18 protein-coding genes and 1 pseudogene are annotated in these 21,365 nt (G+C 74.0%); 12 read left to right on the top strand and 7 right to left on the bottom strand.

The window, feature by feature from the left end; all coding sequences use genetic code 11:
* From HUN59_RS19300 to HUN59_RS01320, 6 genes and pseudogenes are all read left to right on the top strand, one after another.
* Positions 1–410, top strand: a pseudogene (locus HUN59_RS19300) (bifunctional 3'-5' exonuclease/DNA polymerase); the annotation flags it as partial.
* Positions 411–491: 81 nt separating this feature from the next.
* Entirely contained in the window at positions 492–1,382 is an 891-nt protein-coding gene (locus HUN59_RS01300) for a phosphatase PAP2 family protein (protein ID WP_174777284.1), read from the top strand.
* 10 nt (positions 1,383–1,392) lie between these two features.
* The gene (locus HUN59_RS01305; protein ID WP_174777285.1) at positions 1,393–3,051 is read left to right on the top strand and encodes a serine/threonine-protein kinase; all 1,659 of its coding nucleotides are present in this window, start codon (positions 1,393–1,395) and stop codon (positions 3,049–3,051) included.
* 52 nt (positions 3,052–3,103) lie between these two features.
* A complete protein-coding gene (locus HUN59_RS01310; RefSeq protein ID WP_254629958.1) occupies positions 3,104–6,316 on the top strand; it encodes a GH92 family glycosyl hydrolase in 3,213 nt (1,070 codons plus the stop codon).
* Between the two features lie 34 nt (positions 6,317–6,350).
* Positions 6,351–6,581, top strand: coding sequence for a hypothetical protein (locus HUN59_RS01315; protein WP_174777286.1), 231 nt, complete (start codon positions 6,351–6,353; stop codon positions 6,579–6,581).
* A gap of 55 nt (positions 6,582–6,636) precedes the next feature.
* Entirely contained in the window at positions 6,637–6,840 is a 204-nt protein-coding gene (locus HUN59_RS01320) for a hypothetical protein (RefSeq protein WP_174777287.1), read from the top strand.
* Positions 6,841–6,969: 129 nt separating this feature from the next.
* Here HUN59_RS01320 and HUN59_RS01325 read toward each other — a convergent pair whose 3' ends face one another.
* From HUN59_RS01325 to HUN59_RS01345, 5 genes are all read right to left on the bottom strand, one after another.
* Positions 6,970–7,896: an aldo/keto reductase gene (locus HUN59_RS01325; protein ID WP_174777288.1), complete on the bottom strand. Its 927-nt coding sequence runs from the start codon at positions 7,894–7,896 to the stop codon at positions 6,970–6,972.
* Positions 7,897–8,045: 149 nt separating this feature from the next.
* The gene (locus tag HUN59_RS01330; RefSeq protein WP_174777289.1) at positions 8,046–11,462 is read right to left on the bottom strand and encodes a thioester reductase domain-containing protein; all 3,417 of its coding nucleotides are present in this window, start codon (positions 11,460–11,462) and stop codon (positions 8,046–8,048) included.
* A gap of 46 nt (positions 11,463–11,508) precedes the next feature.
* On the bottom strand, positions 11,509–12,183 hold the full coding sequence (locus tag HUN59_RS01335; RefSeq protein WP_254629959.1) for a 4-phosphopantetheinyl transferase: 675 nt from the start codon (positions 12,181–12,183) through the stop codon (positions 11,509–11,511).
* An 82-nt stretch (positions 12,184–12,265) separates the two neighbouring features.
* The gene (locus HUN59_RS01340; protein WP_174777290.1) at positions 12,266–12,877 is read right to left on the bottom strand and encodes a CG0192-related protein; all 612 of its coding nucleotides are present in this window, start codon (positions 12,875–12,877) and stop codon (positions 12,266–12,268) included.
* Positions 12,878–12,902: 25 nt separating this feature from the next.
* Complete coding sequence (locus tag HUN59_RS01345; RefSeq protein ID WP_174777291.1) at positions 12,903–13,658, bottom strand: SDR family NAD(P)-dependent oxidoreductase; 756 nt, start codon at positions 13,656–13,658, stop codon at positions 12,903–12,905.
* Between the two features lie 35 nt (positions 13,659–13,693).
* On the opposite strand from HUN59_RS01345, the gene HUN59_RS01350 reads away from it, so the two are divergent.
* A complete protein-coding gene (locus HUN59_RS01350) occupies positions 13,694–14,509 on the top strand; it encodes a putative RNA methyltransferase (RefSeq protein WP_217483601.1) in 816 nt (271 codons plus the stop codon).
* Positions 14,510–14,645: 136 nt separating this feature from the next.
* Here HUN59_RS01350 and HUN59_RS01355 read toward each other — a convergent pair whose 3' ends face one another.
* Complete coding sequence (locus HUN59_RS01355; RefSeq protein ID WP_058740719.1) at positions 14,646–15,065, bottom strand: VOC family protein; 420 nt, start codon at positions 15,063–15,065, stop codon at positions 14,646–14,648.
* Positions 15,066–15,097: 32 nt separating this feature from the next.
* Between HUN59_RS01355 and HUN59_RS01360 the strand changes: the two genes are divergently transcribed.
* Positions 15,098–16,096 carry a helix-turn-helix transcriptional regulator gene (locus HUN59_RS01360; RefSeq protein ID WP_441307025.1) on the top strand — a complete coding sequence of 333 codons (999 nt, stop codon included), beginning with the start codon at positions 15,098–15,100 and terminating at the stop codon, positions 16,094–16,096.
* On the opposite strand, the gene HUN59_RS01365 is transcribed toward HUN59_RS01360, so the two are convergent.
* Positions 16,082–17,077 (bottom strand): Abi family protein, encoded by a 996-nt coding sequence (locus tag HUN59_RS01365; RefSeq protein ID WP_174777293.1) that lies wholly within the window; start codon positions 17,075–17,077, stop codon positions 16,082–16,084. The genes HUN59_RS01360 and HUN59_RS01365 overlap by 15 nt on opposite strands.
* Before the next feature lie 247 nt (positions 17,078–17,324).
* On the opposite strand from HUN59_RS01365, the gene HUN59_RS01370 reads away from it, so the two are divergent.
* Genes HUN59_RS01370 through kdpB form a run of 4 tightly spaced genes read left to right on the top strand, consistent with a single transcriptional unit; the run spans position 17,325 to position 21,365 of the window.
* Positions 17,325–17,462 carry a hypothetical protein gene (locus HUN59_RS01370; RefSeq protein WP_174777294.1) on the top strand — a complete coding sequence of 46 codons (138 nt, stop codon included), beginning with the start codon at positions 17,325–17,327 and terminating at the stop codon, positions 17,460–17,462.
* Positions 17,459–17,548, top strand: coding sequence for a potassium-transporting ATPase subunit F (locus HUN59_RS01375; RefSeq protein WP_058729515.1), 90 nt, complete (start codon positions 17,459–17,461; stop codon positions 17,546–17,548). Before HUN59_RS01370 ends, HUN59_RS01375 begins: the two co-directional genes overlap by 4 nt.
* Complete coding sequence (kdpA, locus tag HUN59_RS01380; RefSeq protein WP_174777295.1) at positions 17,548–19,239, top strand: potassium-transporting ATPase subunit KdpA; 1,692 nt, start codon at positions 17,548–17,550, stop codon at positions 19,237–19,239. Before HUN59_RS01375 ends, kdpA begins: the two co-directional genes overlap by 1 nt.
* Before the next feature lie 29 nt (positions 19,240–19,268).
* Positions 19,269–21,365, top strand: a complete 2,097-nt coding sequence (kdpB, locus tag HUN59_RS01385; RefSeq protein WP_058740721.1) for a potassium-transporting ATPase subunit KdpB — start codon at positions 19,269–19,271, stop codon at positions 21,363–21,365.

Here is a 21,365-nt window from a genome sequence, read left to right on the forward strand (position 1 = left end):
CCTCGCCCGTGCCGGACGCGGCCGCCGCGGCGGCGCGGGCACGGGCGTGGTCGGTGGACGGCACCCCGGCGCAGCAGCGGGCCGTCGAGTCGCGGGCGCGGAGCTGGGGGCGGTTCACCAGGAACTTCGTCGTGCAGGGCACGGCGGCGGAGTGGGCGCTCGCGTGGATGGGGTCCCTGCGCACCCGGCTCCTGACGCGGTTCCCGGGGCCGGTCACCGACGGGCCGCACCTGGTGTTCTTCGTGCACGACGAGCTCGTCGTGCACACCCCGGTCGAGCACGCCGAGTGGGTGGCCGAGCAGGTGCGCGCCGCCGCGGTGGACGCCGGACGCCTGCTGTTCCGGGACTTCCCCGTGGTGTTCCCGCTCACGGTGTCGACCGTCCGCGACTACGGGGCAGCGAAGGACTGACGGCCGCGCCCGGGACGGCCGCGCCCGGCCGGCGCCACCCGCGGCCGTGCGCTCGCAGGTGCGGGCGNGCAGGGTGGGTCGATGCAGCAGCAGCGAGACCACGAGGAGCCGGAGGGCACCGCCGACGCCGTCGCGCGTCGTGTCGTCGACGCCGAGCGCGCCGCCGCCCCGCAGGACCGGCACGTCGGTGACGTCGACCTGACCTCGTGGCGGTCCCGCGCCGGGCACGCCGTCGCCGAGGCCTGGGCGGCGCTCGGCCGACGGTACGGGGCGCTGCCGCTCCTGGTCCTGACGCTCCTGGTCGGCATCGGGATCGCGGTCACGGCGACCTGGGCGGCGTCCGAGGTCTACGACGCCGTCCGCGAGCACGACGACGTCGCCGTGCTCGACCGTCCGGTGCTCGACTGGATGCTCACGATGCGCTCACCGGCGGCCGACCGGCTCGTCACGTGGTGGACCGACATCGCCGGCACGGTCGGGATGCCGATCGTCGCCGTGCTGTTCCTGGTCGCCTTCACGGTCCAGCGGCGCGCCTGGACGCCGCTCGTGCTGCTCGTCGCGGCGAGCGGCGGATCGCTCCTCATGACCATCGCGGGCAAGGACCTGATCGGCCGGGCCCGTCCGCCGCTCGCCGACGCGGTGCCGCCGTACGAGCACTCGCCCTCGTTCCCGTCCGGTCACACGCTCAACGCCACCGTGGTCGTCGGCACGATCGTGTACCTGCTCATCCTGCGCCAGACGCGCACCGTGACCCGGGTGTGGACGATCGTCGTCGGCACCCTGTTCGTGCTGTCGATCGGCGTCTCGCGGGTCTTCCTCGGCCACCACTGGACCACCGACGTCCTGGCGGCGTGGGCCCTCGGTGCGGCCTGGCTGGCGATCGTGATCACCGCGCACCGGCTGTACCTGACGGCCCTGCACCGCGGCGTCGACCCGGTCCGCGGGTCGTCCCCGGTCAGGTCGTCACGGTAGGTTCCGGGGCATGGCAGAACGGGTCTTCGGCGGTCGGTACCGCGTCACCGGGACGCTCGGACACGGTGGCATGGCCTCCGTCTACCGGGCGGTGGACGAGCAGCTCGGCCGCGAGGTGGCGGTCAAGGTCTTCCGCATCGGTGCCGTCGACCACGGGGAGCGCGCCCGCGCCGAGGCCGAGATCCACACGCTCGCGGCGCTCCGCAGCCCCGCGCTCGTCACGCTCTACGACGCGGCGCTCGACGACGACGAGGGCGACTCGTACCTGGTGATGGAGCTCGTGCCCGGGAGCGACCTCGCCACCCGTCTGCACGAAGGTGTCCTCGACCCGACGACCACGGCGCGCCTCGGTGCGCAGGTCGCCGACGGGCTCGCGGCGGTCCACGCGCAGGGCATCGTGCACCGCGACGTGAAGCCCGCGAACGTCCTGCTCGAGAGCGACGGCGAGCACGTGAAGCTCGCCGACTTCGGGATCGCCCTGCTCCGTGACGCCGCCCGGGTGACCGGCACCGGCACCGTGATGGGCACCGCCGCCTACATCTCGCCGGAGCAGGTCACGGGCCACGAGGTCACCGGCAAGGCCGACGTCTACGCGCTCGGCCTCGTGCTGCTCGAGTGCCTGACCGGGAAGCGGCCGTTCCCCGGCAGCGCGGTGGAGTCGGCGACCGCGCGACTCGCCCGCGGCCCGGAGATCGACCAGCACCTGCCGACGGCCTGGCGGACCCTGCTGCACGTGATGACGGCGCAGGACCCCGCCGACCGTCCGAGCGCCGCCGAGGCCGCGCAGCGACTCCGTGCCCTGGGCCGTGACGACGCCGCGCCCGCCACGCAGCTGCTGCCGGCAGGGCCGGGGACGATGACCCGCGCGGCCGGTGGCGCAGCGGGGGCGGCCGCGGGTGCCGCCGGTGCGCTCCTCGGTGCCGGGGCCCCGGACGCAGCGCACGGCGACCAGGCGACGCAGGCGATGCCGACGGGCGGCACGGAAGCGCCCACGCAGGCGTACGACCGGACGGCCGTGCTCGGGCAGCCCGGTCGCGCAGCGGGGCAGGACGACGTCGCGACGACCGTGCTCGGAGCCCAGCGCGGCGGTGCGGGTGCCGGTGCGGCCGGGGCGGCGGCAGCCGGCGGTGCTGCGGCAGGCGGTGCCGCCGCAGGGTCCGGCGCGGGCGGCGGCGGGGCCGCTCGACGGACGGACGACGACGGGCGACGCCGTCGCGGGCCGGTCATCGCGGCGGTGGTCATCGGCATCCTGGTGCTCGCCGGCATCGTCGTCGCGGTCGTCGCCCTGGGCGGTGGCTCGAGCACGCCGGCGCCGACGGAGTCCGGCCAGCCGACCCAGCAGTCGAGCGAACCGGCCGAGGAACCGAGCAGCGAGCCGTCGCAGGAGCAGTCCAGCGAGCCGGAGCAGCAGCCGAGCCAGCCCCAGGAGCAGCCGAGCGAGCCCGAGCAGCAGCCGAGCTCGCCGGCGGACGACCCGACCGTCGGACCCCAGCCGGGCGGGCCCGCCTCGAACCCGGTCCAGTCCCCGCAGGGCGGTACCGATCAGGGCAACGCCGGCCCCGGCAGCAACAGCGGGCCGGGGAACGGCAACGGCAAGGGCAAGGACAAGAAGGACCCGGCCGACACGACGGTCGGCGAGACCCTGCCGACCACGCCGACCGTCGGCTGACGGCGGCTGCGCAGGGGTTTCGTCGACACCCTGGAGGAAATAGGGTCGTCGGGTGCGTGAACTGCGACGGAGCGGTGGCCCGACGACGGCGGTGGCGGCCCGGGACGGGGTCGGTTGGGACTCGGCCGAGGCCTGGCTGCTCGAACGCCCGGCGGGGGAGACGACGGTCGAGGGGGTCCTGCCCGGCTTCGCCGGACGGGCGATCGCACCCGGAGACGAGCTGTCGTGGGTCTGGTTCCCCGAGCGCACCCTGCCGGCCGGTCACGACGAACCCGACGAGGCGGACCTCGCGCACTTCTGGGACGCGACGGCCGCCGGCCTCGACGTCGTCCTGACCGACGGCCGACGGCTGAGCGACACCGCCCGCGACCAGTACGGCGCCGGCCTGACGCCCGCGGCCCAGGCGGCGGCGAAGACGCAGTGGGTCGACCAGTGGAACCGTCGCGCGGTCGACCTCACGCCGTTCGCGGGTGCCGTCGTGGACCGCCTGGAGGCACGGCTCGGCGCCGCCGGACCGGCTGCGGACGACGACGGGGAGCGCCCGGCGCTGCGCGGTTGGTTCGACGCGGTCCGGATCGGACCGGCGCGACCGGAGCCGGCACGGCCGATCGACCACGTCCGCACGACCCGCGGCACGCAGTCGTCGTCGCGGTCCTCGCGCGGCAACACCGCACCGGTCGTCGGGGTGCCGCACGGCGGGGTGCTCGGCCTGCCGATGACCGACGCGTCGAGCAGCCACTGGCCGTACGCGTACCAGGAGCACGCCCGGACGGAGCCGGACGGTCGCGTCCGGTCCACGCTGCAGGGCTTCGCCACGAGCCACCTGCCGTCGCCGTGGATGGCCGACCGTGGGGTGTTCCAGCTCATGCCGTCCCCGCTCGACGAGCCGGACGTCGACCGGGTCGCCCGGGCGCTGGGCTTCGACCACGACGACGAGCAGGACGGACCGCACCGCTACCGCGTCGCCCTCGACCAGGGCGTCACCGCGACGATGACCGCGGGGGAGTTCGCCCTGGGGTTCCGGTTCACCGGCACCCGGGCCGTCGTCCTCGACCACCACGGCCGCGTCGACGACGTCTCCGTGACGATCGACGACGGCACGGCCGTGGTGGAGTGCCTGCTCGACGACCGACCCGGCACCCCGCCGCACCACCTGCACGTCCGGATCGCCGGAGCCACCGCGGACCGCACGGTCGTCCGGGACGGCATGCTCCGCGGCTGGGTGCAGGTCGACGGCGCCGCCGCGGGGCACACCGATGTGGTGCTCGGCATCTCGACGGTCTCGATCGAGGACGCCCGCGCGAACGCCCGTGTCGCCGGGGACGTCGACACGATGTGCGCGCGGGCCGAGGCTGCCTGGACCGCCGCCCTCGGCACGCTCGAGGTCGAGGGAGCGACACCGGACCAGCTCGTCTCGCTGTACTCCGGCCTGTACCGGCTCTTCCTGTTCCCGCTCACCGCGGGGGAGACCGCGCGCGACGGCGTCCCGCGGTACCGCTCCCCGTACGGCGACGTGCTCGCCGAGCCGATCCGCGACGCCCCGGGCCCCGAGGTCGTCGAGGGCAGCCTCAGCACCACGAACGGGTTCTGGGACACCTACCGGACCGCCTGGCCGCTCCTCGCGCTCCTCACCCCGGACCGGGCGGGCGCGCTCGCCGAGGGGGTCGTCGGCCACTTCCGGGACGGCGGATGGACGCCGCGGTGGAGTGCCCCCGGCGCCGAGGACTGCATGACCGGCACCACGAGCGACACGGTCTTCGCGGACCTCGCCGTGAAGGGCCTCACCGGCTTCGACCTGGCGACGGCGTACCGGAGCGCGGTGCGGAACGCGACCGTCCCGGCACGGGACGAGCGCGTCGGGCGGAAGGGGATCCTCCCGGCCGTGTTCCGCGGCCACGTCGACACGGCGACGCACGAGGGAATGAGCTGGACCCTCGACGCGGCGATCAACGACTGGGGTCTCGCGGTGATGGCGGGCCTGCTCGCATCGCGGGCGACGACCGCGGACGACCTGGCCCGGTACGAGGCCGAGGCGGAGTGGTTCGCGCGCCGCTCGCTGCAGTACCGGAACGTGTTCGACGCCGAGCGCGGGTTCTTCGTCGGCCGCGACCCCGACGGCTCGTGGCGGGTGGGGACGGAGTTCGACCCGCGCGACTGGGGCGACGACTACACCGAGACCAACGCCTACGGAACGGCGTTCACCGCACCCCACGACCCGGCGGGCGTCGTCGACCTGCACGGCGGCCCCGAGCGCTTCGACGCGGCGATCGACCGGTTCTTCGCGACCCCGGAGACCGGCGCGACCGTGCACTCGGGGTCCTACGGCTTCGCGATCCACGAGATGACCGAGGCGCGCGACGTCCGGATGGGCATGCTCGGGCTGTCGAACCAGCCGGCGCACCACATCCCGTTCTTCCCGATGGCCACCGGGCGGCACGACCTGGCGCACCGCGTCGTCCGGGAGTGCCTGGAGCGGCTGTTCGTCGGGTCGGACCTCGGGCAGGGGTACCCGGGCGACGAGGACAACGGCGAGATGAGCGCCTGGTACGTCCTCGCGACGATCGGGCTGTACCCGCTGACGCCGTCGACGGGGGCGTACGTGCTCGTGCCGCCGTCGGTCCGGCGGACCGTGCTGCGGCCCGCCGGTGGGGCGTCGGGTGGATCGCCGACGGTGATCGAGGTCACGGGTGACTCGTCGGGCCCGTACGTCGCGTCGGTGACGGTCGACGGCGAACCGTGGACGTCCGTGAGCATCCCGCACGCGGTCGTGGTCGGGGCGTCGCGGATCGTGTTCACGCTGTCCGGCGAGCCCACCGGGTGGGCGGCGGACACCCGGCCGCTGTCCGCGTCCGAGGTGCACGGGTACCGGGACGTGCCGTGGGACCTGCTGCCCGGCGGCGTGACCGGGGCTGCTGGTGCGCCGGTGTCCGGGCCCGCTGCTGCGCTGGTGTCCGGGGCTGCTGCCGCGCTGGCGGACGACACCGGGCGGACCGTGACGGCGCTCGCCGCGGCGTCCGGGGTCGCGTTCGCGGTGCCGGAGGTGCCCGCGTCCCTGTACACCGTCACGGTGGCGGAGCCGGGGTCGTACTCGTGGGAGGTGTCGCTCGGCGAGGCCCGGGCGTCGGTGCGGGACGCCGCGTTCGTGTGGCCGGGGCAGACCCGGGTGTTCCGGTTGCAGGGCGTCGGCACGTCGTTCCGGTTCACCGCGGTGACCGACCTGCGCCTGACGCAGCTCGAGCTCGTCGCGGCGGACGGACAGCGTTGACGCGCCGTCCACCCGCCCGGAGCATGCTGCGACCATGTCGATGAGTGCACCGTTCGATCCGGAACAGCCAGGCGCCGACCTCCCCGTGGACGGTTCGGACGCCGCCGAACTCGAGGTGGAGGAGGACCGCGGGGCCGACGTCGGTCCGGACGCGGCCGATCCCACCCGCGGGCCGGTCGACCACCACGAGGAGGACGAGGCCGGCGGCGGCCCGGTGTTCCGACGCCCGCAGGCGGGTGAGCGGCTGCACCCCGACGACCTCTGAGTCCCCACCGCGTGCTCCCCGCGGATTGCCAAGCGCGGCGGGCATGCTCTCCGGCATGTCGATTGCGAACTCGTTCGACCCGTCGCAGGGTCGTGCGATCCCCGAGGACCAGGTGGACGAGGACGGGCTGGAGCTCGACGCCGAGACGGCGGCCGCGCTCGGGATCTCGTTCGACGTGGTCGGTGGTGCGTCCGCCGACCCGACCCGGGTGTCACCCATGGACGTCGCCGTGCCGAGCGCGCCCCGCGACGCGGACTGAGCCGGGCGCGGGGCCCGGCCGCCGGGTGGTTCGGCGTGCTCCCGCACAACCGGGAGCACGCCGCGCCACGGGATTCCGCGGTTCGGCGTGCTTCCGGTTGTGCGGAGCGCCGCCGACGCCCGGGCGCGCTCAGGGGACGGTGTGGCCCGCGGCGGTGAAGATCCGGTACCACTCCTCGCGGGAGAGCACGACGTCCGACCCGGCAGCGGCGTCCCGGACGCGCTGCGGGTTCGTCGTGCCGAGCACCACCTGGAAGTGCGCGGGGTGTCGGGTGATCCACGCCACGGCGATGCCCGTCGGGGTCACCCCGTGCGCGGCCGCGACCTCGTCGAGCACGTCGTTCAGCTCGGCGTACTGCTCCCGGTCGCCCAGGAACACGCCGTCGAAGAACCCCTTCTGGAACGGCGACCAGGCCTGCAGCGTCACGCCGGTCATCCGTGCGTGGTTCAGGATGTCGTTGTCCCGGTCGATCGACTGGTCGAGGCCGCCCATGTTGGCCGCGACCCCCTGCGCGATGACGTTCGCGTGCGTGATGCTCAGCTGCACCTGGTTGAACGCCAGCGGCTGCCGGACGTGCTGACGGAGCAGGTCGACCTGACCGGGCGTGTGGTTCGAGACGCCGAAGTGGTGCACCTTGCCGGCGGCGTGCAGCTCGTCGAAGGCGCGGGCGACCTCCTCGGGCTCGACCAGGGCGTCGGGCCGGTGCAGCAGCAGGACGTCGACGTAGTCCGTCCGCAGGGCCTCGAGCGACTCGTGCACCGACTCGACGATGTGCTCGTACGAGAAGTCGAAGTACCCCTGCCGGATGCCGACCTTGGTCTGCAGCTGGATCGCCTCGCGCTCCGAGGACGACAGCGTGACGGCCTCGCCGAAGCGGGCCTCGCACCCGTGCCAGCCGCCGTAGATCGCGGCGTGGTCGAACATCGTGACGCCCGCGTCCCGCGAGGCCGTGTACAGCGACCGGATGTCCTCGTCGCTCATGTCGTTGATCCGCATGAGCCCGACGACGACGTCGGACGCGGTGAGGTCGGTCTGTGGCAACTCCAGTGTCTTCACGTGCTCGATCCTGCCAGCCGACCCGCTCCGCAGGCAGGCCCTGCGGGTGCCCGTCGGCGGTGCCGGTCGCGTCCGACGCGACCAGGCGACGGACGGGAGGCGCGTGCCGGGCCGGCACCGCGCCTCCCGTCCGGTGGGGGTGCGGCCCGTCAGCGCGCGCCGACGCGCGTCGGCGTGAGCAGCCCCAGGAACGCGAGGTCGTCCGCGACCTTCGCGATGAGCGCGTGGTCGAGCGACGGGATCGTCGGGGAGCCGAGCGGTCGGACCCGGCGGACCGCGGCGGCGAAGCCGTCGGCGGGGATCGCGGAGCCGGCGTGCGGTGCCTCCGGGACGGCGAACGCGTGCATCAGCGGCAGCACCGATCGGGCGCGGTCCTCGTCCGGCAGGGCCGTCAGGGCCTCCCGGAACCGCGTGACCCACTCGGTGTGGTCCGCGATCCGCTCGACCGGGTGGCCGTCCTCGACCAGCCAGTCGACGAAGGTGTCGAGCGAGACGCCGTCGTCGTGCGGGTTCACGACGTTGTAGGTGTGGTGGCCCGAGGTGACCGCCGCGCCGATCGCGTCGATCGCGGCGGCCGTGAAGTCCGCTGGTAGCCCGTCGTAGTGCGACCGCTGCCGTGAGCCGTCCGGTGCGCGCTGCACGAACGACGCCGGCGCGAGGCCCGTCGCGAGCACGCTCCAGACCAGCCGCGTGAACACGTCGGGCAGGTTCACCTGGCCGCGCCAGCGGGGGTGCGCCAGGACCATGTCGGAGCGGAACACGGCGACGGGGACACCGTGGTGCTCGTGCGCCTCGCGGAGCAGCACCTCGCTCGCCCACTTGCTCGCGCCGTAGCCGTTCGCGTACTCCTCCGCGACCGTCCACTCCGGGATCGTCGTGCGGATGTCCGCCCGTTCGTCGAGCGCAGCCGGGGCGTCGGGTGCGACGTCCTCGGTGGTGCTCGGTCGGGCACCGCCGGCGACGGCGACGCTCGACACGAACGTGACCGGGACGCTCCCGGCGGCGATCGCGAGGCGCAGGACCTCGGCGGTGCCGACCACGTTCGGGCCGAACAGCGCGGAGTACGGCAGCACGTGGTTCACGAGGGCCGCGGCGTGCGCGACGAGGTCCACGCGGGCGGCGAGGTCCCGCCACCGGGCCTCGTCGAGGCCGAGCAGGTGCTCGCTGACGTCACCGGCGACCACCTCGAGCGCGCCGTCGAGCTCGCCGAGCCGCGCGACGAAGGCGGGGTCGGCGGCGAACGCGGCCTCGAGGCGACGTCGGGCGTCCGCGTCGTCGGCACCGCGCACCAGGCAGACCAGGGTGCCGCCGACGGGGGCGAGCCGCTCGAGCCAGTCGATGACCGTGAAGCGTCCGAGGTAGCCGTTGCCGCCGGTGAGCAGGACGGTGCGGGGCCCCGCGTCGGTCCCGGCGTCAGCTGCCCGGTCCGCTGCCGGGTCCGTTGCTGCCCGGCTCGCCGTGGGCCGCCCGACCGGTTCGGGGACGGTGCCGAGCAGCCGGTCGAGGCGCAGGTCCGCCGCGCGCAGCACCGTCGGGTCGGCGCCGTGCACGCGGGCGAGGGTCGGTCGGTCGTCCGCGGCGGACCGCTCGACGAACGCTGCGACGGCGGCGAGGTCGTTCGTCGGGTCGGTGATCACGCCGACGGGGACCTCGGCGTCGAACACGTCCTCGAGGATCCCCGAGAAGGTCAGGGCGGAGAGCGAGTCGCCGCCGAGGTCCGAGAAGCGTGCGGCCGCGGCGGTCTCGGGGGACACCTCGGCGTGCAGGAACTCCTGCGCCGCGCGGACCACGGTGTCGACGACCGGCTCGTCGGCCACGTGCTCGCGGAGGGCCGCGACGAGGGTGCCGCTCTGCTGCGCGTCGACGGCGTCGTACACCGCGGCGAAGCGCTCGCTGTAGCGCTCGGTGAAGCGCGGGCGCAGGAGCTTCCGGGCGTCGGAGAGCATGCCGTTCTCGACCGTGAAGGGGTCCGGCTCGACGATCACGCCGCGGGGCACCTCGTACGGGGCGAGTCCGTGCTCCCGCGCGGTGCGCTGCAGGGCGGCGAGGACGTCGCGCTCGGTCGCCGCCGGGTCGGTGGGGACGACCACGGCGAGCAGGAACGCGTGCCGGCTGTCCCCGTGCAGGGCGACCTGGCGGACCTCGGGAGTGCCGCCGTAGGTCGCCTCGAGCGCGGCGACGGCGACGAACTCGCCCTGCGAGAGCTTGATCACGTTGTTCCGCCGGTCGAGGTACACGTACGTGTCCGGCCCGGTCTGCGCCATCACGTCGCCGGTGCGGTAGAAGCCGTCCTCGTCGAAGACCGCGGCGGTGACGTCCGGGCGGCGGAAGTACCCGGGGATCACGGCCGTGCTCTTCACGAGCAGCTCGCCGCGCGGGTGGGGTCGGTCGGTGGTCCGGTAGCCGAGTTCGGGGACGTCGACGAGCTTGTGCTCGGTGACCGGCGGCTGCTGGACGACCCCGTCGCGCAGGATGCTGCCGGCCTCGGTCGAGCCGTAGAGGTCGTGCAGGGTCGTCCCGAGGCACCCCTCGACGTACGCGCGGAGCTCAGGGGTCAGGGGTGCGCTCGCGCAGATCGCCTGCCGGATCCGTCCGCCGAGCGCTCGGACGCGCAGGTCGGCCTGCACCGCGGCGCGGACGGCGGCCGGGTCGGTCGCGTCCGCATCCGCCCCTGCCCCGGCCAGGCGGCGCTGTTCCTCGCGCTCGCCCTCCTGTCGGATCATCTCGGCCACGCGGGGCACGAGGACGAGCTCGGTCGGGGCGTACACCCGCAGGTCCTCGAACAGCGTCGACAGGTCGGTGGACGTCGCGAGCGCCAGGGTCCCGCCGCGGCCGAGCGTGGCGAGCACGGCGGCGCGTCCGGTGAGGTGGCTCATCGGCAGGTAGGCGTACCCGACGACGTCGGCGGCCGGGGCGGCGGTGGTGTCCGGGGCGGTGCGGTCGCTGCGGTCGGGTCGCAGCGCGTGCCACAGCCGTTCGACCATGGCCCGCGTGTACATCGCGCCCTTCGGGGTGCCGGTGCTCCCGGACGTGTAGAGCAGGAGCGCGAGCGGGTCCTCGCCCGCAGCCGAGTGCCACGGCGTCGGGCGGGACAGGTCGGTGCCCCGACCGACGAGCGCGCCGAGCGTCGGCAGGCCTTGGTCCCCGTACTCGTCGCAGGCGTCCAGCAGCACGGTGCGCACCTCGGCGTCCGACGTCGCGAGCACCGCCCGGGCCGTCGGCAGGTGCTCGGCCGCGACGCCGAGCCACACCGGCTCGGTCTCGTCGACGATCGCCCGGAGCGCCGACACCGGCGCGCTGGTCTGCAGCGGCACGGTCACCGCGCCGAGGATCCAGGCCGCGAGCTCGAGCGTCACGACGTCGGCGGTCGCGGCGCCGAGCACCGCGACCCGGTCGCCCGCCGAGACGGTCTCGCCCAGGACGGCCGCGACCGATCCGGCGCGGTCCCAGAGCTCCCGGAAGCTCGTGTCGGTGACGGTCGTGTCGTCCCGGTGCCGCAGGGCGGTGCGGTCCGCGTGCTGCGCGAACACCGCCTCGACCGACGTGTCGTCGTGGTGCTGGTCCATCGTTCGTCCCTTCGTCGTTCCTCGGGCGCGCCCCTGCGCGTCCGTCTCAGCGCTCGTGGAGCGCTGCCCCCGCCAGCGCTGCCCCCGCCAGCGCCGTCCCCCGGTCAACCGCCCAGTGCCCCGTCGCGGTGAACGCCGGCCCCCGGCGCTCGGTCGCGGTGAAGCTGCCGTCCCGGTGCAGCTCGACGGTCGCGCCGTCGATGCCGAACCAGCCGCCGTGCGCCGCGGTCCGCGCCTTCGCGACCGCTTCGGACGCGGCGAGCAGCACGCTGTCCGGACTCTCAACCCCGATCCGGCGCAGCGCACGCAGACCGGCCGTGACCGGCGTGCTGTCCAGGTCCGCGATGCGTGCGAGCACGCCCGCGGGCAGCGGTGCCGCCGGGGTCGCGTCGATGCCGATGCCGGCGTGCTCGTCGCGGCGTCCGACGGCGCACGCGCGGAGTCCGGTGCAGTGCGTGATCGTGCCGACGACCCCCTCGGGCCAGACGGGCGCGCCGTCCCGCGCGACCGGCAGGGACCCCGCGCCGATCCCGGTCGCCGCCAGGGCGCGGCGGGCGAGCAGCCGTCCGGTCAGGAACTCCGCTCGGCGGGCGGGCAGCGCTCCTGCGACCGCGGCCGCCTCGTCGTCGGCGAGGGTCCCCTCGAGGTCCTGCGTCGCGGTCGCGACGACCACCGAGGCGGGCAGGAGCGCCGACCAGGGGGACCTCCGTCGAAGTTGCACATTGCAATCAGACGCCGGTTCCCTCAGAGTCCCCCGAACGGGGCACGCTGCCGGCGGGGTCGGGGAGCGTCCGCGACGTCGGTCAGGCGGGCAGCACCGCGACGACCGCGTGCCGGTCGCCCCACGCCGCGGTCAAGGTCTCGCCTTCTGGGACCGGGAGACCGACGAGCCGGAGCACCACGAGGTCGCCGTGGTCGGTCCGGACGGTCGTCTCGGTGCCGTCGGTGTGCGCCGCGACCGTCGTCACCGTGGGGGAGACCGCCGCCGTGCCGCTCCCGTGCGCCGTCGCCTCCTTGTCGAGGCGCCCGGTGCCGTCGGCACGCTCGAGCTCGGCCTCGTGGCCGCCCGTCGCGATCGCGCGCCGCACGACGTCGGCGTAGACCGGGTCACCGGCGGCGTCGTACACCCAGCGGCGACCGAGCACGGAGTGGTCCATCTCGGTGACGAGGTGCGCCCGAGCAGCGTCGAGCGGCGCTCCGCGGTACGTCAGCGGGGTGTGCAGGAGCCGGCCGTCCGGGGTCTGCACGAGGAGCACCTCGACGCCGACCTCGCCCGCGGGGTCGTCGAAGCGGAAGCGCGTCACGACCTCGACGGGATCGCCCGCCGTCAGGCCGCTCCACGGCTGGGCCGGGAGCCAGGCGGCGAGGGCCTCGGCCTTGGACGGTCGGAGTGTCGCGCGGTGGATGACGGCCATGGACCGACGCTACCGAGCCGTCGCCTCAGTGCACCGAGAACCCGCCGTCGACGGCGATCGACTGTCCCGTGACGTAGGCGGACCCGGGCCCGGCGAGGAAGACCGCCGCGGCCGCGAAGTCCGAGGCCTCGCCGTTCCGGCCGACGAGCGTGCGGGCCGCGAGCGCGGCGACCCGTTCCGGATCGGCGGAGAGCCGTCGGTTCAGCGCGGTCTGCACGAAACCCGGCACCAGGACGTTGGCGGTGACCTCACGGCCCGACCAGGCCTCTGCCTGCGACCGGACCAGTGCCTCCAGGGCGGCCTTGGAGACCCCGTAGGCGCCGCTCGCGGCGAACGGTCGGTGGGCCTGTTGCGAGCTGATGCCGATGATCCGGCCGTACCCGCGTGCCGCCATGCCCGGCGCGAGCCGCTGCCCGAGGACGAACGGCGCATCGAGGTTCACGGCCATCGTCGCGTCCCAGGTGGCCTCGTCGAGCTCCGGCATCGGCGGGCGCAGGTTGATCCCCGCCGAGTTGACCAGGACGTCGACCTCACCGACGGCATCGGCCAGGGCGTGGGCGCCGCCCCGGGTCGACAGGTCCGCGACGAGACCCGCGGCCGATCCGCCCGCGTGCTCGATCGCGGCGACGGTCTCGTCGATGGTGGAGCGTGTCCGGGCTGCGACCACCACGTGCGCTCCCGCGTCCGCCAGTGCCTCCGCGATCGCCCGCCCGATGCCCGAGCTCCCGCCGGTCACCAGGGCGCGACGTCCGTCCAGACCGAAGAGCTGCTCGAGCGACATCGGGCCAGGGTAGCGACGCTGCGTACGCTGTGGGGGTGCGCGACGACCTGCTCCCCGTGCTCGCCTGCCCCGTCTGCGCCGAGCCGCTCGCCCGCGTCGCCGACGGCTCGGTGGGCTGCGCGACCGGACACCGGTACGACGAGGCGAAGCAGGGCCACCTGACGCTGCTGCCCGCGAAGCGCCGCGCGCTGACCGCGGACACGCCCGCGATGGTCGACGCCCGGCTGCGCTTCCTCGGCCGCGGGCACTACGCCCCGGTGGAGCGGGCGCTCGCCGCGGTGGTCGCCGAGGCGACGGCGCCCGGAGTCGTGCTCGACGTCGGGTCCGGGCCCGGCACGTACCTGGCCCACACCCTCGAGACCGCCGCGGTCGACCGCCTCGGTGTCGCGCTGGACCTGTCCGCGGTGGCGATCCGTCGTGCCGCGCGCATGCACCCGCGGGCGGGAGCCGTCGTCGGGGACGTGACCGAGCGCCTCCCGGCCGTCGACGACGCAGCCGCGGTCGTGCTGGACGTCTTCGCGCCCCGCAACCAGCGGGAGTACGCGCGGGTGCTGCACCCGGCGGGGGTCCTGGCGGTGGTGACCCCGCGGACCGGCCACCTGGCGGAGCTCGCCGAGGCGACCATCGCGGTGGACCCGGAGAAGGAGCGGCGGCTGCACGACTCGTTGACACCGTCGTTCGTGCTGCGGAGCTCGGACGACCTGACGTGGTCGATGGAGCTGACCGCGGACGATGTGCACGACGTGGTGCACATGGGGCCGAGTCACCACCACGTGGACCCGGAGCGGACCTTCGCGTCGGCGACCGTCACGGCGGCGGTGACGGTGAGTACCTGGACGCCGGTGGGCTGACGGCGCTGCGCGTCTGGTGCGCGGCCGGTGCGTTCGTGGAGCAGAAGACGTCGGGTCGCCGGAACGGACCCGACGTCTTCTGCTCCATCGACGACGCGCGCCGACGCAGCCGCGCCGGCGCGCCACCCGCCCCGCCTCAGCCCTGCGGCGCCGCCACGTCCAGCTGCCACACGACCCCGAACCGGTCGCGCAGCTGCCCGGCGAGCGGCGCCCACGGCGACGGCCCGAGCGGCTGCCGCACCTCGGCGCCCTCGGACAGCCCGTCCCAGTACCGGGTGACCTCGTCCGCGTCGTCGCCGTGCACGAAGACGTAGAAGCCGTTCGTGCCCTGGTCGTACGGCTGGTCCGGCCAGACGTCGAACGCCATGATGCGGAAGCCGGCCTCGGTGGTGACCTGGCCGAAGACGATCCGGTCGGCCCAGGCCGGGTCCTGCGACGCGCCCATCTGGCCGTAGGTGGTCGCCTGCACGGTGCCGCCGAAGGCAGCCGCCCAGAAGTCGAGGGCCTCGCGGGCCTGTCCGTCGAAGTTGATGTGGGTCGTGGTCTCGATGCTCATGGGACGAGGATGTCGGGCATTGCGGTCAGATCGTGACCGCTTCTCGGGGCATGATCGTCGACATGTCTGGTCCGTCCTCGCGCATGCTCGCGCTGCTGTCCCTGCTGCAGGTGCACCGCGAGTGGCCGGGCGACGAACTGGCGACCCGACTGGCCGTCAGCCCGCGGACCCTGCGCCGCGACGTCGACCGGCTCCGCGACCTCGGCTACCGGGTCGAGGCCGTACGTGGGCCGGCGGGCGGGTACCGCCTGGGCGCCGGGTCCGACCTGCCGCCGCTGCTCTTCGACGACGAGCAGGCCGTCGCGGTCGCCCTCGCCCTCGCCGTGGCGCCCGCGTCCGGCGCCGACATCGCCGAGGCCGCCGCCCGTGCGCTCACCACCGTCCGACAGGTCATGCCGGAGCACCTCCGGAACCGCGTGGACCTCGTCGACGCCGTCACCGCGCCCGGCACGACGCGCGCGAATCCGGAGGTGCTGGTCGCCGTGAGCGCAGCCGTGCACCGCCACGAGGTCCTGCGCTTCGGCTACGGCGAGCGCGACACCCTGCACCGGGTCGAGCCGCACGCGGTCGTCGCGCGGAGTGGCCGCTGGTACCTGCTCGCGTGGGAGCCCGAGCGCGACGACTGGCGGACCTACCGCGTCGACCGGATCGCGCCGCGGATGCCGACCCGGCTCCCGTTCACCCCGCGTCCGGTGCCGGGCGGGGACGCCGCCGCGTTCGTGTCGGCGCGGTTCCGGGGCTCGGACCGCGACGACGCCTGGCCGTGCACGGGTTCCGTGCTGGTGCGCGCCGAGGACGCGGCGCGGATCGCCCCGTTCCTGCCGGAGGACGCCGTCGTCGAGGCGCTCGACGACGGCCGCAGCCGGGTCACCCGCGGGTCGTGGTCCTGGGACGGGCTCGCGGGAGCGTTCGCCGCGTCCACCGTGCCATTCGCGGTCGAGGGTCCGGACGCGCTCCGCGCCGCGGTCGCCGCGCTCGCGGGACGGCTGCAGGATGCCGTCGGCAGCACACCCCCGTCAGCTCGTCCCTGACCGCCCGGGGCTGGCCCAGAGCGGTTCGCTGAGCCAGGCCGGGTCGGCACCGGTCGACCGGACGTCGATGCCGTCGATCTGCGGGAAGTCAGCCAGCAGCGCCGCGGTGCGCCGCTGCCAGTCGCCGTCGGACGGGACGGACTCGAGCAGGTGCGCGAGCACCGCGAGGACCTCGTAGACCCCGAACCGCTTGGGTGCGGCTCCGGATCCGAGGTGCGCGAGCGTGGGGACCTGCGTCGCACTCGGTCGTTTCGGTGCGGCGACGAGCTTGCGGTTGAACAGCCGGGCGTGGTGCGCCGCGACGTTCCGGACGTAGTTCACGGACGCGAGCCAGCTCCGCATCAGTTGCTTGGTCGGCACCGAGAACGCCGCCGCGACCTCGGTGGCGAGGTCGTTCCGGAGACCGCTGTACAGGCGGCACACCTGCCCCAGTTCGAGCAGCTCCACGACGACCCAGATCGGCATGTGGCCGTCGTACCGCTCGCGGAAGTGCGCGACGAACGACTCGTCCGACCGCGCGCATCGTTCGTCGAGCCGTTCCAGCCACCGCTGGTGTTCGCTGCGCAGGTCCGTACCCGGACGTGGTGCGGTGAAGGCCGTGCTGAAGACCGACCGGTCTTCGTGCGCGAACGGTGCGACCCGGCCGAGGACGTGCGCCAGCCGGGTGCGGACCGCGACCTCCACCCGCTCCACCGCCTCGAGCACGAGCAGACGCAGGGCTCGGTCGAAGGCGATCAGCGCACACGCGTCGTCGAAAGCCGCCGTCGGACGGAACCGCTCCTCGACGAGTGTCGCCGTGCGTCCGTGTTCGTCGGTCACGCTGCGGGACACGCGGAACGGGTAGAGGTAGCCCGTCAACCGGTAGTAGCCGACCTCGGCGAGGACGGCCGCCGCGCGGTCCGGGTCGGTGATCGAGAGGCCGCGTCCGCGCAGAGTCGCAATCTGGTCGTCGATGGACAGCCACGGTTTCGCGTAGGTCACCCCGCCCCCCCAGACGACACAGCCCCGACGAATGCCGCCCGGGCAAGAAAATCGGCCCGAGCCGTGAGGCGAGCGGGCCGATCGTGATGCCGACACGCTAGCAGCGTCCGCCCCTTCCGGCAACGGCGGGGAGGCCGTCGGCAGCGGGCGTTAGGGCGGCGCATGCGTCCGTCAGCAGGCCGTCAGGATCCCGTTAGGACCGGCCTGGAGGCGCGTCACCGGATCCAGCATCGGTTCCGCACCACAAGTGGTGCGGCCCGAACCGCCCGGCTCGGACCCCACAGCAACCCTGGAGTCCCTCGTGTTCGACGTCTTCGTCGTCGCCGGTGTCCTCGCCGTGTTCGGCGTGGTGGCACTCATCGCCAAGGGGGTGGAGCGGCTGTGATCGTCGTCACCATCGCCGCAGCCGTCCTCGGCATCGCCTCGGTCGTCTACCTGGTGTGGGCCCTGGTCCACCCGGAGCGCTTCTGATGGCGGGCTCCATCGCCGACACGTGGGCCGGCATCGCCCAGGTCGCGACCCTCGTCCTGCTCCTCGTCGTCGCCTACCGTCCGGTCGGCGACTGGATGGCGCACGTGTACACCCCGACCAAGCACAGCCGCGTCGAGCGCGGTGTGTACCGGGTGATCGGGGTCGACCCCGACGCCGAGCAGTCCTGGCCCGCGTACCTGCGCGGCGTGCTGCTCTTCAGCGTCGTCGGGGTGTTCGTCGTCTACCTGCTGCAGCGCATCCAGGTCGTGCTGCCGGGCGACCTCGGGCTGCCGAACGTCGGGCCGTCGCTCGCCTTCAACACGGCGGCGTCCTTCGTCACGAACACGAACTGGCAGTCCTACTCGCCCGAGGCCACCCTCGGCTTCTCGGTGCAGATGGCGGGCCTCGCGGTGCAGAACTTCCTGTCCGCGGCGGTCGGCCTCGCGGTGGCCGTCGCCCTGGTCCGCGGGTTCGCCCGCCGCAAGTCGGGCACGCTCGGCAACGTCTGGGTCGACGTGGTGCGCGGCACCGGTCGCCTGCTGCTGCCCGGCGCGTTCGTGTTCGCGATCGTGCTCATCGCGGGCGGCGTCGTGCAGTCCTGGGGTTCCGGGATCGACGTCACCACCCTCGCCGGAGGCACGCAGCACATCCCGGACGGCTTCGTCGCGTCGCAGGAGGCGATCAAGGAGCTCGGCACGAACGGTGGCGGCTACTTCAACGCGAACTCGGCGCACCCGTTCGAGAACCCGCAGGCGTGGACGAGCCTCGTCGAGGTCTTCCTCATGCTCGTCATCCCGTTCTCGCTGCCGCGGACCTTCGGTCGGCTCGTGGGCGACGACCGCCAGGGCTACGCGATCCTCGCCGTGATGGGCGCGATCTTCCTCGTGTCGCTCTCGGTGATGTCGATCGCCGAGCTCGCCGGCGGCGGGACCGCGACCCAGGCGGCCGGTGCCGCGATGGAGGGCAAGGAGGTGCGCTTCGGCATCCTCGGCACGACGCTCTTCGGGACGACGTCCACCGCCACGTCGACGGGCGCCGTGAACGGCATGTTCGACAGCTTCACGCCGGTCGGCGGCATGATGGCGCTCCTCAACATGATGCTCGGCGAGATCAGCCCCGGCGGCGTCGGCTCCGGCCTGTACGGCATGCTCGTGCTCGCCGTCATCACGGTGTTCATCGGCGGACTCCTGGTCGGCCGCACGCCGGAGTACCTCGGCAAGAAGATCCGGGCCCGCGAGATGACCTTCGCGGCCCTGTACATCCTCGTCACGCCGACCCTGGCGCTGCTCGGCACCGGCCTGTCCCTGGTGATCCCGGGCGTCCGGGAGCAGGTCCTCGGCACGAGCCTGTTCAACCCCGGCAACCACGGGCTCTCCGAGCTGCTGTACGCATTCACGTCGGGCGCGAACAACAACGGCTCGGCGTTCGGCGGCCTGACCGCGAACACCACGTGGATGAACTCCGCACTCGGCGTCGTGATGCTGCTCGGTCGGTTCATCCCGATCGCGCTCGTCCTGGCGCTCGCCGGATCGCTCGCCGCCCAGGACAAGGTGCCCGCGACCAGCGGCACGCTGCCGACCCACCGACCGCTGTTCGTCGGCCTGCTCGGCGCCGTCGCGGTGATCGTCACCGCCCTGACCTACTTCCCGGTCCTCGCCCTCGGACCGCTCGCAGAAGCACTCGCCCGATGAAAGCCCAGCCGATGTCCAAGGACACTGCAATGACCACCGCGACCGACGCGCCGGAGACGACCACCGCCTCCAGGCCGACCACCTCGTCCGCCTTCGGACCCCGACAACTGGCGGCGGGCCTCCCGGGTGCCCTGCGCAAGCTGGACCCGCGCCTGATGTGGCGCAACCCCGTCATGTTCATCGTCGAGGTCGGTGCCGCGCTCACCACGGTGACCGCCTTCGTCGAGCCGTCCGTCTTCACCGCCGCGATCGCGGTGTGGCTCTGGCTGACCGTCGTCTTCGCCAACCTGGCCGAGGCCGTTGCCGAGGGCCGGGGCAAGGCGCAGGCCGACACCCTGCGGAAGACCCGGTCCACCACGAGCGCGCAGCGCGTCCGTGGGTACGACGCGACCGGCGACCCTGCCGCCCTGCACGCCGAGACCGAGGAGCTCGCCTCCGTCGACCTCGCCAAGGGGGACGTCGTGGTCGTCGTGGCCGGCGAGGTCGTCCCCGGTGACGGCGACGTCGTCGACGGCATCGCGAGCGTCGACGAGTCGGCCGTCACCGGCGAGTCCGCGCCCGTCATCCGCGAGTCCGGCGGCGACCGCAGCGCCGTGACGGGCGGCACCCGGGTGCTGTCCGACCGGATCGTCGTGCGGATCACCTCGACCCCCGGCGAGACGTTCATCGACCGGATGATCCGCCTGGTCGAGGGTGCGGCTCGGCAGAAGACGCCGAACGAGATCGCGCTGAACATCCTGCTCGCGTCGCTGTCGATCGTGTTCGTGATCGTCTGCCTGACGATGCAGCCCATCGCCGGCCTGGTCGGCGCGACCGTCAGCGTGCCGGTGCTCATCGCCCTGCTCGTCTGCCTCATCCCGACCACCATCGGCGCGCTGCTCTCCGCGATCGGCATCGCCGGCATGGACCGGCTCGTGCAGCACAACGTCCTGGCGATGTCCGGCCGTGCGGTCGAGGCCGCCGGTGACATCACGACCCTGCTGCTCGACAAGACCGGCACGATCACGTACGGCAACCGCCAGGCATCGCGCGTGGTGCCGGTCCCCGGGGTGCCCGAGCGCACGCTGCTCGAGGCCGCCGCGCTGTCGAGCGCCGCGGACAGCACCCCCGAGGGTCGCTCGATCGTGACGCTCGCAGCGGCCGACGGTGTCACGCCGGGCAACCCCGCCGGGGCGACCGAGGTGCCGTTCACCGCGCAGACCCGGATGTCCGGCCTCGACCTGGCCGACGGTGCGCAGATCCGCAAGGGCGCCGCGGCCGCCGTGCTCGCCTGGGCCGGGGACGCCGACCCCGCGGTCGTGGCCGCGGTGGACGCCACGGTCGCCGAGATCTCCGACCAGGGCGGGACGCCGCTCGTCGTCGGACGCCGGGACGCGTCGGGCGCCGTCGCCCTGCTCGGCGTCGTGCACCTGAAGGACGTCGTCAAGGACGGCATGGCAGCCCGGTTCGCCGAGCTCCGGAGCATGGGCATCCGCACGGTGATGATCACCGGCGACAACCCGCGCACCGCGAAGGCGATCGCCGCCGAGGCCGGCGTCGACGACTTCCTCGCCGAGGCCACCCCGGAGGACAAGCTCGCGCTCATCAAGCGGGAGCAGGAAGGCGGCAACCTCGTCGCGATGACCGGTGACGGCACGAACGACGCCCCCGCCCTGGCGCAGGCGGACGTCGGCGTGGCGATGAACACCGGCACCACCGCCGCGAAGGAGGCCGGCAACATGGTCGACCTCGACTCCGACCCGACGAAGCTCATCGACATCGTCCGGATCGGCAAGCAGCTGCTCATCACCCGCGGCGCGCTCACCACCTTCTCCATCGCCAACGACGTCGCGAAGTACTTCGCGATCATCCCGGCCATGTTCCAGGCGGCGTTCCCCGGCCTCGCGGCGCTCAACATCATGGGGCTGCACAGCCCGTCGTCCGCGATCCTGTCCGCGGTCGTCTTCAACGCCCTCGTCATCGTGGCGCTCATCCCGCTCTCCCTGCGGGGCGTGCGCTACCGGGCGGCCTCCGCGTCGTCCGTCCTCGGACGCAACCTGCTCGTCTACGGGCTCGGCGGCGTCATCGTCCCCTTCGTCGGCATCAAGCTGATCGACCTCGTCGTCGGTCTCATCCCGGGGTTCTAG

Source organism: Curtobacterium sp. Csp2 (genome assembly GCF_013347165.1).

Bases quoted from the DNA above. Each gene is read 5' to 3' on its own strand.
- kdpA (WP_174777295.1), top strand. From the start codon at position 17,548: ATGGCGGGCTCCATCGCCGACACGTGGGCCGGCATCGCCCAGGTCGCG.
- HUN59_RS01300 (WP_174777284.1), top strand. From the start codon at position 492: ATGCAGCAGCAGCGAGACCACGAGGAGCCGGAGGGCACCGCCGACGCC.
- HUN59_RS01355 (WP_058740719.1), bottom strand. From the start codon at position 15,065: ATGAGCATCGAGACCACGACCCACATCAACTTCGACGGACAGGCCCGC.
- HUN59_RS01345 (WP_174777291.1), bottom strand. From the start codon at position 13,658: ATGTCGCTCGAGCAGCTCTTCGGTCTGGACGGACGTCGCGCCCTGGTG.
- kdpB (WP_058740721.1), top strand. From the start codon at position 19,269: ATGACCACCGCGACCGACGCGCCGGAGACGACCACCGCCTCCAGGCCG.
- HUN59_RS01330 (WP_174777289.1), bottom strand. From the start codon at position 11,462: ATGGACCAGCACCACGACGACACGTCGGTCGAGGCGGTGTTCGCGCAG.
- HUN59_RS01340 (WP_174777290.1), bottom strand. From the start codon at position 12,877: ATGGCCGTCATCCACCGCGCGACACTCCGACCGTCCAAGGCCGAGGCC.
- HUN59_RS01305 (WP_174777285.1), top strand. From the start codon at position 1,393: ATGGCAGAACGGGTCTTCGGCGGTCGGTACCGCGTCACCGGGACGCTC.
- HUN59_RS01320 (WP_174777287.1), top strand. From the start codon at position 6,637: ATGTCGATTGCGAACTCGTTCGACCCGTCGCAGGGTCGTGCGATCCCC.
- HUN59_RS01315 (WP_174777286.1), top strand. From the start codon at position 6,351: ATGTCGATGAGTGCACCGTTCGATCCGGAACAGCCAGGCGCCGACCTC.